The organism is Citrobacter sp. Cs237 (genome assembly GCF_030332325.1).
Lineage (GTDB): Bacteria > Pseudomonadota > Gammaproteobacteria > Enterobacterales > Enterobacteriaceae > Citrobacter_A > Citrobacter_A sedlakii.
Window position 1 is genome coordinate 61,298 of the sequence record NZ_JAOWIB010000091.1, and the last position, 14,082, is coordinate 75,379.

Genomic DNA, 14,082 nt, shown 5'->3' on the forward strand with positions numbered 1-14,082 from the left:
TGTCAAGCTAAGAGGGTCGTAAGCTGAAGGGTTTTTTAAACCAATTTATGACGATGTTGTCAGCGGTTCTTCCCCTGTTCTTCCCCGGTTATTCCCCGCAGAAATTTGCCAATAAAAAAACCAGCCGTAAAAGGCTGGTTTTTAATGTGTTTTTGGTCGGCACGAGAGGATTTGAACCTCCGACCCCCGACACCCCATGACGGTGCGCTACCAGGCTGCGCTACGTGCCGACTCGTGGGTGCTAATACTACCGCTTTCCACACCGAATGCAAGGGGACATCCCGCTAACTGATTAATTATAAATCAGTTAGCGATAAAACGTTTCTCATCCGTGAGGACCTGTAGCAGCAGGCTTAGCTGCGGCTTCTGATCTTTGATCTTCTCGCCGCGTAAATCATACGTCTGATACTTGCCATTACTGTTCAGCACCAATGTCATGTCCGCCGTGGTGATCGCCAGCGTATTGCCATCCGCTGCGGTTACCCAGTAGTGGCGACGGTTGGCGTTAAACAGATCCTGCCCCTGGGAATATTCATTGGCAGGGGTGCTTACGTGCAGTAGTCGCTGCATCAGCGTGGTCATCACATCCGTATGATCGGTCAGGCTGTTAATCCGTTGGGCGGGGGTGCCCGGCCAGTGAATGATTAACGGAACCTGCAGATGTCCACGCGACCAGTCGAAGTTGCGCTGTTCCTCGCTCAACGGAACACCCCGACCCGCAGTGATAATGACGACCGTGTTGTCCAGTTTACCGGACTCGCGCAGGGCGCCGAGTACCCGGTTTATCTGTTTATCGACATCACCAGCGGCACGGGCGTAACGGCGGACAAAATTCTTTTGATTATCTTCATCCACGTTGGTGCCGTTAAACGAAACCCACGAGAACCAGCGGTTATCTTCCTGGGCGTAACGCCCTAACCAGTTGATCCATTGGCTGGCGGTTTGCTCGTCGGACTGCGTTTGCACGCTCGGCATTGAAAAGTCTGACAGCAGCGCCTGGCGATACAGCGGACTGGTAAAACCGTCGGAGGAGAACAGTCCCAACTGGTAGCCCTGCTGATTGAGCGCCGTGATCAGCGCGGCTGGCGTGCGGGTGGATAAAATGCCGTCCATATAACTCGGCGAGACGCCGTAGAACAGGCCAAAGATACCGTTGTCAGTAGCGTTGCCGGAACTCATATGGCGCGTGAAGGCAATGTTTTGTTCGGCAAATCCGGCAAGGGCTGGCATCTGCTTTTCATAACGCGAATAGTTCAGGCCGTCGACGGTGATCAACAGCACGTTTTGTCCGGTCCCCATGTCGCGATAACGCAATTCGCTCAGCGGATACTGAACGGAAACGGCTTCCGGATTACCCTGTTCAACCAGACGACGCTGATACTCCTGCGCGTCCAGCAGGCCGTGTTTTTCCAGAAAACGGCGCGCTGTCATCGGATAAGACAGCGGCAGGTTGGCGCGCTGCATGGTTATCGGGCGATAAAAATTCGCGTCGGCCCAGATATACACCACGTGCGAGGCAATAAACGACACGAAAAAGAAGGCGGCCAGCGGCCTGGCGAAATGTCGGCGCCGCGTCAGGCTGCGCAGCTTCTGCCAGCTCCAGGTGGCGAACAGCATCTCAATCAGCAGGATCACGGGCACGCTGATAAACATTAGCTGCCAGTCCCGCGCCATCTCATTCTGGTCAGGGTTAATCACCAGTTCCCAGACGATGGGATTAAGATGCAAGTGGAAACGGGTAAAGACTTCGCTGTCGATCAACAACAGCGTCATCCCGGCGGTCGCCAGAATGGCGGACAGGAAACGCATCAGCCTCTGGGACATGACGATAAACGTCAACGGGAACAGGATCAGCAGATAGGCGGCAAACACCAGAAAGCTGAAATGTCCGACGATACTCACATACGAGTAAACGCGACCGGCCAGCGTTGTCGGCCAGTCGGCGACAAACAGGTAACGGCTGCCGAGCGCAATAGCCAGCAGAATATTGAACAGTGCAAACCAGTGTCCCCAGCTAACCATCTGGGAGACTTTTTCACGGTAGCGCTGACGATGAGTTACCATAACGTGTCGTTCGTTTCCCCGAAGTCGGCTTTAGTGCGCTTTGTCGTCGTTGATCGAAGACTGCAACGCGCGGGCAAAAGAGTTGGCTATCGCCTGGCGCTGAGCCGGGGCAATGCTGGTGTTGATAAGGTTAGTGACCATGTTTCCCAACACCATCAGGGAAAGGTCAGTCGGCGCCTTATGTTTTTCCAGTACGTTGAGCATCTCGGTGAGCATCTGTTCAACGTGTTCGTCACTGTAGCGGGAGATTTGTGGCATAAATCGAAATCAGTTTGTTCATGAAAGGGCAACATATTACCGTAGCAGCAGTTTTTTTTCCGCTTTTTTATCCGCAAATAATTCGCATTACTGTGCTAAAGGCAAAACGGCGCGGCATCTTCTGTTGCGTCGCTTCGCGGGTGGTGGTTGAATACCGCCCGGTCTTAAAGGAGAGTTTATCATGAGTCTGGATATCAACCAGATTGCCCTGCACCAGCTTATCAAACGCGATGAGCAAAACCTTGAGCTGGTCTTGCGCGATTCATTACTGGAACCGACAAACACCGTTGTTGAGATGGTGGCCGAGTTGCACCGGGTCTATAGCGCGAAAAATAAAGCGTATGGCCTGTTCAGCGAAGAAAGTGAACTGGCGCAAGCGCTGCGGTTGCAGCGTCAGGGGGAGGAGGATTTTCTCGCCTTTAGCCGTGCGGCGACCGGCCGTTTACGCGATGAGTTAGCGAAGTATCCTTTCGCGGACGGCGGTATCGTCCTGTTCTGCCACTATCGCTATCTGGCGGTAGAGTACCTGCTGGTGGCGGTGCTGAACAATTTAAGCAGCATGCGTGTAAATGAAAACCTGGATATCAACCCGACGCACTATCTGGATATTAACCATGCGGATATTGTGGCGCGTATTGATCTCACCGAATGGGAAACCAACCCGGAGTCCACCCGTTATCTGACCTTCCTGAAAGGGCGGGTAGGGCGCAAAGTCGCCGATTTCTTTATGGATTTTCTTGGCGCCAGCGAAGGGCTGAACGCCAAAGCGCAAAACCGCGGACTGCTGCAGGCCGTCGATGACTTCACCGCAGAGGCGCAGCTTGACAAAGCCGAACGCCAGAATGTGCGTCAGCAGGTTTACAGCTACTGCAGTGAACAGCTGCAGGCCGGAGAAGAGATCGAGCTTGAGTCGCTGTCAAAAGAGCTTTCCGGCGTCAGTGAAGTGAGCTTCAGCGAGTTTACCGCCGAAAAAGGTTACGCGCTGGAAGAAAGTTTCCCGGCGGATCGCAGCACCCTGCGCCAGTTGACCAAATATGCCGGCAGCGGCGGCGGGTTGACCATTAATTTTGACGCGATGTTATTAGGCGAGCGAATTTTCTGGGATCCGGCTACCGATACGCTGACCATTAAAGGTACGCCGCCGAACCTGCGCGACCAGTTGCAGCGCCGCACATCGGGTGGGAATTAACAGGCATAAAAAAACCCCGCCGCGGCGGGGTTTCTCTTCGACGTGTTGGCGATTACGCGCGAACGAAGTCGATGTGGGTCAGCTTCGGCTTGAACGCGTGGCGCTGTACAGCCTGAGCTTTAACTTTTACTTCTTTACCGTCAACAACGATGGTCAGAACTTCGCTGTAGAATTCAGCTTTAGCTTGCATGTTCATAACCTGATCGTGGTCCAGTTCGATAGCGATCGGGGCTTCTTTGCCACCGTAGATGATCGCCGGGAACTTGTTAGCGGCACGCAGGCGGCGGCTCGCACCCTTACCCTGCTCTTTACGTACTTCAGCGTTGATAGTAAACATTTAAATCTCTCTTTAATAATTCCTGCTACAGGCGACCCAGCAACAGGTAAGTGATCTGCTTTGCGTATGCAAAAGCGGGCGAGATTCTATACTCAAACGCCCGGCACATCAATCAAAACTACGATTAACCGCGCAATTCATGCGCCCGGCGAAAGCGTCCTTCGTAGTCGAACACTTTTTCACGCACCTGCCAGTACTGGCCTTTCATCCGCGCGACCACAAAATCGGGGTGGCGCAGCAGCGGCTGTTGCGCGAGGATATCCGCGGCGGTGAGCCAGCGTAGCGGAACGCCCGGCGTGCGGGTATGCGGGCGAATAAACAGCTGCTCAAAGGCGGTGCGCTGGGCGGGCGTTTGCAGACGAAAACGTTCGCTGACGTCTGCGCCGTCTTCGTCATAGTAAGTGATTTTCAGCCACTCGCCTTTCTCATCCTGACCGTACTGCAAGGCCATGCCGCTACAGCGCAGTACCAGCGCGTCTTTCAGTTTTAGCGCCGCCTTCAGCATATCGTCGGGATCGACCAGCACGGCGTCGCATTCGCGGCAGCGGCGGGCGGCGATATCGTTTTCGGCGTTGCAATGCGGGCAGTTTTTGAAACGAAAGCGGAAGTCACACTGTTCGCGAAGCCCTTCATCATCCTCGAACCAGCCCTGGCAACGGCGGCCAAAATGCTCGATCAGCGTACCGTCTGCGGTGGTTTTCCCCCAGAAAGTATTGGCGAATCCGCAGGCGGGGCAGAACACCTGCACCGGCACGTTGTCACTTTTGCCTTTTGGACTTCCAACCTCCGGGGAATACAGGTCGTGCGGGTTTCCGGCGTAATCCAGAATCAGGCAGTCGGTTTTTCCTGGCGCAAGGCGCAAACCGCGCCCGACGATCTGCTGATACAGGCTGACCGACTCGGTTGGGCGAAGAATGGCGATCAGATCGACATGCGGCGCATCAAAACCGGTGGTTAAGACGGAAACATTCACCAGGTAGCGAAAACGCTGCGCTTTGAAAGCATCAATGAGCGCATCGCGATCCGCGCCTGGCGTGTCGCCGGTAATCAGTGCGGCGTCCGTAGCGGGCAGCAATCCGACGATCTCTTTGGCGTGCTCTACGGTGGCGGCGAAAATCATCACGCCTTTACGGCGTTGGGCAAATTCGACGATCTGGCTGATGATATGCGGCGTAATGCGCTGCTGCTTTTTTAGCTCGCGGTTCAGGTCGGCTTCGCTAAACAGACCGTTGCTCTGCGCCTGCAGACGGCTGAAGTCATACTGTACGACAGGCATATCCAGACGCTCCGGCGGCGTCAGATAACCGTGTTTGATCATATAGCGCAGCGGTAACTCATAAATGCAGTCGCGAAACAGCGCCTTTTCGTTGCCGCGCACCATGCCGTGATAATGGAACTGATAAATCCAGCCTTTACCCAGGCGAAACGGGGTGGCGGTCAGCCCCAGCAGGCGCAGGTGAGGGTTCACTTCTGTCAGGTGGGCCAGAATTTGCTGATACTGGCTTTCTTCATCGTCGCCGATCCGATGGCATTCATCGACGATCAACAGCGAAAATTCGCCTCGGAAAGCGTCAAGATTGCGCGCGACGGATTGTACGCTGCCGAACACCACTTTCCCCTGACTCTCTTTGCGCTTCAGCCCGGCGGCGAAAATATCGGCCTCCAGCCCCAGCGCGCAGTATTTAGCGTGGTTCTGCGCGACCAGTTCTTTGACGTGGGCCAGCACCAGCACGCGCCCTTTGGCGACACGGGCCAGTTCGGCGATCACTAGGCTTTTGCCCGCGCCGGTAGGGAGGACGATGACCGCTGGCGTACCGTGGCGGCGGAAATGGTTGAGCGTGGCGTCCACGGCTTCCTGTTGGTAGGGACGAAGTGTAAAAATCATGGTCTCACAATGCGTAACGAACTCGGGTATAGTATGCCACGAATCGTTTTCCCTTGAGGGATGTTGTTAGCCCGCTATACTGGGCAAATAACGACGCCACTTTCGGGCACATTGCCCGTTTCCCGTATTTTTACAGGCAAAATCAAACTCATGCGACTTGATAAATTTATCGCTCAGCAACTCGGCGTCAGCCGCGCTATTGCCGGGCGTGAGATCCGCGCTAACCGTATTACCGTGGATGGTGAGGTTGTCCGCAACGCAGCGTTCAAACTGCTGCCGGAGCACAATGTTGAATATGACGGCAACACGCTGGTCCAGCAGCACGGACCCCGTTACTTCATGCTCAATAAACCGCAGGGCTATGTTTGCTCGACAGACGATCCGGATCATCCGACCGTGCTCTACTTCCTCGATGAGCCGGTTGCGTACAAGTTACATGCCGCAGGACGGCTGGACATAGACACTACCGGTCTGGTGCTGATGACCGACGATGGTCAATGGTCGCACCGCATCACTTCTCCTCGCCATCATTGCGAAAAAACGTACCTTGTCACTCTTGAATCGCCGGTGGCCGACGACACCGCGGATCAATTCGCCAAAGGCGTGCAGTTGCATAACGAGAAAGATCTGACGAAACCGGCAACGCTTGAGATTATTACGCCGACCCAGGTACGTCTGACCATCAGCGAAGGGCGTTATCATCAGGTGAAACGCATGTTCGCCGCGGTCGGTAATCATGTGGTGGCGCTGCATCGTGAGCGGATCGGTGCTATCGCCCTTGATGCTGACCTTGCGCCAGGCGAGTATCGCCCCTTGACTGAAGAAGAAATTGCCAGCGTGGGTTAAGCCCCCGCATTGATATATTCAGGAGCTAATTTGTGACCACCCGGCAGCGTTCGTCCCTTGCCATCGTCTTTATTCTCGGCCTGCTGGCCATGCTGATGCCGCTGTCGATTGACATGTATCTTCCGGCGCTTCCGGTGATCTCGGAACAGTTTGGCGTGCCTGCGGGCAGCGCGCAGATGACGCTGAGCACCTATATCCTTGGTTTTGCGCTGGGTCAGTTGCTGTATGGACCCATGGCGGACAGTCTGGGGCGCAAGCCGGTGATCCTGGGCGGGACGCTGGTGTTCGCGGCAGCGGCGGTGGCCTGTGCGCTGGCGCAAACCATCGATCAGCTCATTGTGATGCGTTTCTTTCACGGTCTGGCGGCAGCCGCGGCCAGCGTGGTGATCAACGCGCTGATGCGCGATATGTATCCAAAAGATGAATTCTCCCGCATGATGTCCTTTGTGATGCTGGTGACCACTATCGCCCCGTTAATGGCGCCGATTATCGGCGGTTGGGTGCTGGTGTGGTTGAGCTGGCATTCTATTTTCTGGATCCTCGCGGTGGCGGCGGTGCTGGCATCGGTAATGATCGCGGTGTTGATCAAAGAGACGCTACCGGTTGAAAAGCGCCAGCCGTTTCATATTCGCACCACGATTGGCAACTTTGCGTCGCTGTTTCGGCATAAGCGTGTGCTGAGCTATATGCTGGCGAGCGGCTTTAGCTTTGCCGGCATGTTCTCCTTCCTGAGCGCCGGGCCTTTCGTTTATATCGAGATTAACCACGTCTCCCCGCAGCACTTTGGCTACTACTTCGCTCTGAATATCGTCTTTTTGTTTATCATGACGATCATTAACAGCCGCTTCGTGCGACGTATCGGCGCGCTGAATATGTTCCGAACGGGATTGTGGATCCAACTGGCAATGGCGGTATGGATGGTGGTTAGCGCGCTGGCAGGGGTCGGGTTCTGGTCGCTGGTGCTGGGCGTGGCTGTCTTTGTCGGCTGCGTATCGATGATCTCTTCCAACGCTATGGCGGTTATTCTTGACGAGTTTCCCCACATGGCGGGAACCGCGTCGTCGCTGGCGGGGACCTTCCGTTTTGGCATTGGCGCGGTGGTAGGCGCATTGCTCTCTCTGGCCACGTTTAACTCGGCGTGGCCGATGATTTGGTCGATCGCGTTTTGTGCGACCTGTTCAATTTTGTTTTACCTCTATGCAAGCCGTCCGAAAAAACGGTGATCGCAGACACAACATGGAAGCCTGCTGGCTTCCTTTGTTGATGTACGTCAACGACAAATCCATCATTTCCCCGATATATGTTTATTTTATGTAAAATCAATTTATGTAAAAAGTCACATCATTGTAGTTAAAAAGGTTGAGTTAGATCGCAGAAACGGGTACATATAGCCCGCGAATGTGTCCCGACACAAAAATTTATTTCACAAAAGCCAAACAGGCCGGACGGGACAAGGATCGCAACATTGTGCATCTGTTTAAGGACGGATTGTCAATGATGTGTTAATATGGATGTAAATAAATTGTGAAGTAATTGTACTTCCGGGGAAAGAAAGTGACATCATTACAGCTCTCAATCGTACATCGCTTGCCACAGAACTATCGTTGGTCTGCGGGTTTTGCAGGTTCGAAAGTTGAACCGATTCCGCAAAATGGCCAGGCCGTCGAGAATAGCCTGGTGGCGCTCAAACTGCTGAGCCCGGACGGCGACAGCGCATGGCCGGTCATGCATAAACTGAGTCAGGCGCTCAGCGATATCGAAGTGCCATGTTCGGTACTGGAATGTGAAGGCGAGCCGTGTCTGTTCGTGAATCGCCAGGATGAGTTTGCCGCAACCTGCCGCCTGAAAAACTTCGGCGTGGCGATTGCCGAACCGTTCTCCAACAACAATCCGTTTTGAGCGTCAGCTTAGCGCGAGAAGCTGACGCGTATACGCCTGCTGCGGCGCGCTAAAGACGTGCTCGCATTGCCCCTGCTCCACAACCTCTCCCTGTCTCAGCACAATTACCTGATGGCATAACGCGCGAACGACGTGCAGATCGTGGCTGATAAAAATATAGGCCAGGCGATGTTTTGCCTGTAGCGATTTCAGCAGCGCGAGAATTTGCGCCTGTACGGTGCGGTCAAGAGATGATGTCGGCTCATCAAGAATGATCAGCGACGGTTTCAGTATCAGCGCGCGGGCTATCGCAATACGCTGACGCTGACCGCCGGAAAATTCTGCCGGATAACGGTGACGCGTCTCCGCGTCCAGCCCCACCTCGGCCATTACCGTTATCACCTGTTGCTCACGCTGGTCGGCAGACAGGGCAGGCTGGTGGACGCGCAATCCTTCTTCAATGATTTGCAGCACGTTGAGACGGGGATTCAGCGAGGAGTTCGGATCCTGAAACACTACCTGAATGCGATGCCGCACCGGCAACAGCTCGCGACGCTTTAGAAACTGCAACTGCTGACCGTCAAACTCAATGCTGCCCTGCGAAGAAATCAGGCGCAGCAGCGCAAGGCCGGTGGTGCTTTTGCCTGAACCTGACTCGCCCACCAGTCCCAGCGTTTCGCCCGGGCGCAGGCTAAAGCTGACGCCTTTTACCACATTATTGCAGGCTACCACGCGTTTGAGGACCCCTTTGCGGATCGGAAACGAAACCCGCAGATCGTCGACTATCAGCAACGGAGACCGTTCAGCGGGCAACGGGACGGGATCCCCCACTGGTTCACTGTTGAGCAAGGTTTGTGTGTAAGGATGCACTGGCGCGTTAAGCAGGATGTCCGCGCGGTTCTGCTCAACGCAGCGACCGTTTTGCATCACCGCCACGCTGTCGGCGAGCTTTTTCACAATGCTCAGGTTATGGGTGATAAACAACATCCCCATACTCAGTTCGTGCTGCAGTTCGCGCAGCAGTTGCAGGATCTGCGCCTGGACCGAAACATCCAGCGCGGTGGTCGGCTCGTCGGCAATCAGCAGCTCCGGTCGCGTCAGCAGCGCCATCGCGATCATCACGCGCTGGCGTTCGCCGCCGGAAAGTTGATGCGGGTAATCACCCAGCCGCTTTGCCGCCTGGCGTATACCGACGCGGTCGAGACAGCTTAAGATCTCGGCGCGGGCAGCTTCCCGGCGCATACCGCGGTGCAGTGACAGCACTTCATAAAGCTGTTTTTCCAGATTATGCAACGGGTTCAGCGAAACCATCGGCTCCTGAAAAATCATCGCGATCCGGTTGCCGCGCACGCCGCGCAGCGTCTTTTCGTTGGCGTGAAGGAGAGACTCGCCGTGAAAGCGGATGTCGCCGGAAAGATAAACCGTCGGGGGGGAGGGTAACAGGCGAAGAATGGACAGCGCCGTCACGCTCTTGCCGGACCCGGATTCGCCCACCAGCGCCAGCGTTTCACCGGCGTTCACCGTCAGCGAAACGTCGTTCACCACGGTGCGAACGTTCTCCTCGCGGCGAAAGCCAACGGTCAGATTGTCAATCGACAGTAACGGTTGCGTCATGTTATATCGCCTTATTCGGATCGAAGGCATCACGGACGGCCTCACCGATGAAGATCAGCAGCGAGAGTAAAATCGCCACCGACAGGAAGGCGGTGATCCCAAGCCAGGGCGCCTGGAGATTATTTTTGCCCTGCAAAAGTAGCTCGCCCAACGAAGGCGATCCCAGCGGTAAACCGAAGCCGAGAAAGTCCAGCGAGGTCAGGGTGGTGATGGAACTGCACAAAATGAACGGCAAAAACGTTAGCGTGGCCACCATCGCGTTGGGCAGCATGTGGCGGAAAATAATACTGCGGTCGCTGACGCCTAGCGCCTGGGCAGCGCGAATGTAGTCGAAATTACGGGTACGTAAAAACTCTGCGCGCACCACGCCCACCAGGCTCATCCAGCCAAACAGCACCGTAATCGCTAACAGCCACCAGAAGTTAGGCTGTACGACGCTTGATAGCAGTATGATCAGAAACAGCGTCGGCATCCCCGACCAGACTTCGATAAACCGCTGTCCCCACAGGTCGACTTTTCCGCCGTAATAGCCCTGTAGCGCACCGGCCAACACACCCATTACGCTTGAGCACAAGGTCAGCATCAGGCCAAACAGAATAGAGATACGGGTGCCGTAGAGGATCCGCGCCAGCACGTCGCCGCCATTAGCGTCTGTACCCAACCAGTTTTGCGCCGACGGTGGCGAAGGGAAGGGGGTGTCGGTGGCGAAGTTGATGCTGTTTGCGCCAAAGCGAACGGGCGCCCAGAGGATCCACCCGCGATGTTCCAGTTGTTGCTTCAGCCATGGGTCCTGGTAGTCCGCTTTTGTCGCCAGCGGCCCGCCGAAATCACTCTCGCTGTAGTTTTTGACCAGCGGGAAGTACCAGCTTCCGTCATAGCGCACCAATAGCGGCTTATCATTCGCCACCAGTTCAGCGCACAGGCTCAGCGCAAACAGGACAAGAAAGATCCATAACGACCAGTAGCCGCGGCGGTTGTGACGAAAACGCGCCCAGCGGGCCTGATTCACGGGGCTTAAACGCGCCATTAGCGTCCCTCAAAATCAATACGCGGATCGACCAGCGTATAGCTGATATCGCTAAGGATATTCAGCAGCAGGCCAATCAGGGTGAAGATGTACAGCGTGCCGAACATCACCGGATAGTCGCGGGACACCGTGGCCTCGTAGCCTAAGAGTCCCAGACCATTCAGTGAAAACATCACTTCAATCAGCAGCGAGCCGGTAAAAAACATGCTGATGAAGGTGGCGGGAAAGCCGGCAATCACCAGCAGCATGGCATTACGGAAAACATGCTTCCAGAGAATGTTTTTTTCGCTCACCCCTTTTGCCCTGGCGGTGACCACGTACTGTTTGCGGACTTCATCAAGAAATGAATTTTTTGTCAGCATGGTAAGCGCGGCAAAGCCGCCAATCACCGTGGCCAGTACCGGCAGGGTAATGTGCCACAGATAGTCGGTTATCTTCTGATACCAGGGCAGGGTGTCGAAATTCGCCGAGACCAGCCCACGCAGTGGAAACAGATCGTAGTAGCTGCCGCCGGCAAAGAACACGATCAGCAAAATGGCGAAAAGAAACGCCGGAATGGCGTAGCCGATGATAATGAACGCGCTACTCCAGACGTCAAAGCGGCTGCCGTTATGTACCGCTTTGCGGATCCCCAGCGGAATGGAGACCAGATATATGATCAGCGTGCTCCACAACCCAAGCGTCACCGAAACCGGCAAACTGTCTTTAATGAGCGTCAGCACGGAAGCGCTGCGAAACAGGCTGTCGCCAAAATCGAAGCGGAGATAGTTCCAGAGCATGGTGAAATAGCGTTCATGCAGGGGTTTATCAAAGCCGTAGCGTTGGGTGATTTCAGCGATAACTACCGGGTCGAGCCCGCGGCCACCCCGGTAGTGACTGTCACTGATATTGCCGATGCCGGTTTGCGCATGGCTGGCCCGAACGCCCTCGCTCCCCGCGCCAGGGAGCGCCCCAGCCTGGCCAAACTCAATGGCGGCAATCGCCTGGTCGACCGGACCGCCTGGGGCGATCTGCACGATAAAAAAGTTAATGGTGATAATGGCCCACAGCGTCGGGATAACCAGCAGCAGCCGGCGAATCAGATAGGCGCCCATTTACTCTCCCTGTTGTCTGGAGGCGGGCAGTTTTGCCGCGCGATTCACGTCATACCACCAGGTATCCAGGCCCAAAGTATATATGGGGCGGATGGCGGGACGGGAGAACTTATCCCACCAGGCCAGTCTGTCTTCCGCCATATACCACATTGGCAGCATGTAGTAATTCCATGTCAGCACCCGGTCCAGCGCGCGACCAAGTGGAATAAGTTTTTCTTTGTTTCCCTGCGCGGCGATGATTTGCGCGATCAGGCGATCAATTACCGGACTCTTTACGCCGGGCGCATTATAACTGGAGTCAATGTATTCAGAGGCCCATGAGATTTGCAGATCGGAACTTGGCCACGGCATCGCCCGCCACAGTCGCGGCATCATATCGTAGTCGCGGCTACGCATACGGTTGGTGATTTGGGAATTATCGACCTGGCGAATATTCATCGTGATGCCCAGGCGCTGAAGATTATGCTGGAACGGTAAAACCCACTGACTGTTGCTGCCTGCGGAGATGAGCAGTTCAAAGATGAGCGGTTTCCCGGTCGCGTTGTTAACCCGCTGCTGGCCTTTCAATACCCAGCCCGCCTCTTTCAGGAGCGCGTCCGCTTTCAGCAGATTCTCTCGATCGTAGCCGTCGCCTTTGGAAACGGGGGGCTGATAGATCTGGCTAAAGATCTCCGGTGGCAGATCCTTTTTCATTGGCGCGAGCAGCACCAGTTCGTCCGCGTCGGGATACGCTCTGGCCGCATACTCGGTATTCTGGAAATAGCTGTTTGCCCGGCTCCAGGCGTTGTAAAACAGCGCTTTATTCATCCATTCAAAATCAAAGGCCAGCGTGATGGCTTCGCGGACGCGGCGGTCGCTGAACACCGGACGCTGGATATTAAACGCCAGCCAGCGCGTGTCCTGCGCTGATTCATTCTTCTGCTCGTCTTTGACGATGTACTGTTTATCAAAGTTTTTTCCCACGTAACGCGTCGCCCAGTTTTTCGCGTCGCCTTCCAGACGCAGGTCAAATGCTCCGGCTTTAAACGCTTCGAAAGCCACATTGTCGTCGAGATAATAGTCGTAGCGGATAGTATCAAAATTCCAGCGCCCGCGATTCACCGGCAGGTTAGCCGCCCAGTACTCTTTCACCCGCGTATAAACAATGTATTGACCCATTTTCCACTGGCTGATGCGGTAAGGTCCGCTGCTTAACGGCGGCGTCGATAATGGATCGCTGAGCTTATGATCTTTCCAGTAAGACGCCGGCATCACCGGCAGCGAGAACAGGCTGAGCATATCTTCTTTACCTGGCTTCGCTAACACCATCCGCACGGTCAGCGGCGCAATGGCTTTAACGGTCGTGCCTTTGTAAACCAGGCGGAACTGAGGAACGCCTTCGGTCATAAACTTGTGGAAGGTAAAGGCGACGTCTTTTGCCGTAATGGGGGTGCCGTCGTGAAAGCGGGCGCGCGGGTTAATCGTCACTTCCACCCAGGAATAGTCGTCGGCATAGCGTGCGCTCTCGGCAATTAAAGGGTAGTAGCTGCCTGGCTCATCATCCGACGTGGTGAACAGCGTGTCGTAAAGCTGCTCGGTACGCGCGCCGGGGTTGCCGCGCAGGGCATAACGATTGAAATTGTCAAAGGTGCCGATGGCGGAAAGGGTGATCTGTCCCCCTTTCGGCGCGGCCGGATTAACGTAATCAAAATGATCGAAATTAAAGGCGTATCGTGGCTCGCCCAGAACGGAAAAAGCATAGCTCTCTTTAATTGTCTGGGCCTGGATGCTAAAGGCCAATGACAGAACAATCAGCAGCAATACGCGAACGATCATTTGCAACGGGATTCCTTATCGTGACTGCCTGCCAGCGCAGGCAAGGGAATAATAGGGCAGGCTGTGCGTATTGTG

At 55.1% G+C, this 14,082-nt stretch carries 12 protein-coding genes and 1 tRNA gene; 4 read left to right on the forward strand and 9 right to left on the reverse strand.

The features are described 5' to 3' along the window. Positions 1-153 precede the first annotated feature (153 nt). From OGY07_RS04060 to OGY07_RS04070, 3 genes are all read right to left on the reverse strand, one after another. A tRNA-Pro gene (locus tag OGY07_RS04060) sits at positions 154-230 on the reverse strand. Positions 231-303: 73 nt separating this feature from the next. Next, entirely contained in the window at positions 304-2,064 is a 1,761-nt protein-coding gene (gene yejM, locus OGY07_RS04065; RefSeq protein WP_060569339.1) for an LPS biosynthesis-modulating metalloenzyme YejM, read from the reverse strand. A gap of 30 nt (positions 2,065-2,094) precedes the next feature. Continuing rightward, positions 2,095-2,322: a YejL family protein gene (locus tag OGY07_RS04070; protein ID WP_042284592.1), complete on the reverse strand. Its 228-nt coding sequence runs from the start codon at positions 2,320-2,322 to the stop codon at positions 2,095-2,097. Positions 2,323-2,503: 181 nt separating this feature from the next. On the opposite strand from OGY07_RS04070, the gene yejK reads away from it, so the two are divergent. Then, positions 2,504-3,511, forward strand: coding sequence for a nucleoid-associated protein YejK (gene yejK, locus OGY07_RS04075; RefSeq protein WP_042284589.1), 1,008 nt, complete (start codon positions 2,504-2,506; stop codon positions 3,509-3,511). A gap of 52 nt (positions 3,512-3,563) precedes the next feature. Here the strand turns inward: yejK and rplY are convergent, their stop codons facing one another. Next, complete coding sequence (gene rplY / locus OGY07_RS04080) at positions 3,564-3,848, reverse strand: 50S ribosomal protein L25 (protein ID WP_042284586.1); 285 nt, start codon at positions 3,846-3,848, stop codon at positions 3,564-3,566. Positions 3,849-3,972: 124 nt separating this feature from the next. Continuing rightward, positions 3,973-5,733, reverse strand: coding sequence for a DNA repair helicase RadD (gene radD, locus OGY07_RS04085; protein WP_286598844.1), 1,761 nt, complete (start codon positions 5,731-5,733; stop codon positions 3,973-3,975). A 150-nt stretch (positions 5,734-5,883) separates the two neighbouring features. Here radD and rsuA point away from each other — a divergent pair, with 150 nt between their 5' ends. The 3 genes from rsuA (at position 5,884) to OGY07_RS04100 (ending at position 8,478) form a co-directional block, all read left to right on the forward strand. After that, positions 5,884-6,579, forward strand: a complete 696-nt coding sequence (gene rsuA / locus OGY07_RS04090) for a 16S rRNA pseudouridine(516) synthase RsuA (protein WP_200034422.1) — start codon at positions 5,884-5,886, stop codon at positions 6,577-6,579. A 32-nt stretch (positions 6,580-6,611) separates the two neighbouring features. Next, positions 6,612-7,802, forward strand: coding sequence for a Bcr/CflA family multidrug efflux MFS transporter (locus OGY07_RS04095; RefSeq protein WP_042284577.1), 1,191 nt, complete (start codon positions 6,612-6,614; stop codon positions 7,800-7,802). A 331-nt stretch (positions 7,803-8,133) separates the two neighbouring features. Further along, the gene (locus tag OGY07_RS04100) at positions 8,134-8,478 is read left to right on the forward strand and encodes a YejG family protein (RefSeq protein ID WP_042284574.1); all 345 of its coding nucleotides are present in this window, start codon (positions 8,134-8,136) and stop codon (positions 8,476-8,478) included. Positions 8,479-8,481: 3 nt separating this feature from the next. On the opposite strand, the gene yejF is transcribed toward OGY07_RS04100, so the two are convergent. Genes yejF through OGY07_RS04120 form a run of 4 tightly spaced genes read right to left on the reverse strand, consistent with a single transcriptional unit; the run spans position 8,482 to position 14,007 of the window. Beyond that, positions 8,482-10,071 (reverse strand): microcin C ABC transporter ATP-binding protein YejF, encoded by a 1,590-nt coding sequence (gene yejF / locus OGY07_RS04105; RefSeq protein WP_199956681.1) that lies wholly within the window; start codon positions 10,069-10,071, stop codon positions 8,482-8,484. A 1-nt stretch (position 10,072) separates the two neighbouring features. Next, positions 10,073-11,098, reverse strand: a complete 1,026-nt coding sequence (locus OGY07_RS04110) for an ABC transporter permease (RefSeq protein ID WP_181822887.1) — start codon at positions 11,096-11,098, stop codon at positions 10,073-10,075. Further along, the gene (locus OGY07_RS04115; RefSeq protein WP_060569332.1) at positions 11,098-12,192 is read right to left on the reverse strand and encodes a microcin C ABC transporter permease YejB; all 1,095 of its coding nucleotides are present in this window, start codon (positions 12,190-12,192) and stop codon (positions 11,098-11,100) included. Before OGY07_RS04115 ends, OGY07_RS04110 begins: the two co-directional genes overlap by 1 nt. Then, the gene (locus OGY07_RS04120; protein WP_060569331.1) at positions 12,193-14,007 is read right to left on the reverse strand and encodes an extracellular solute-binding protein; all 1,815 of its coding nucleotides are present in this window, start codon (positions 14,005-14,007) and stop codon (positions 12,193-12,195) included. It lies immediately after the preceding gene. Between the last annotated feature and the right edge of the window lie 75 nt (positions 14,008-14,082).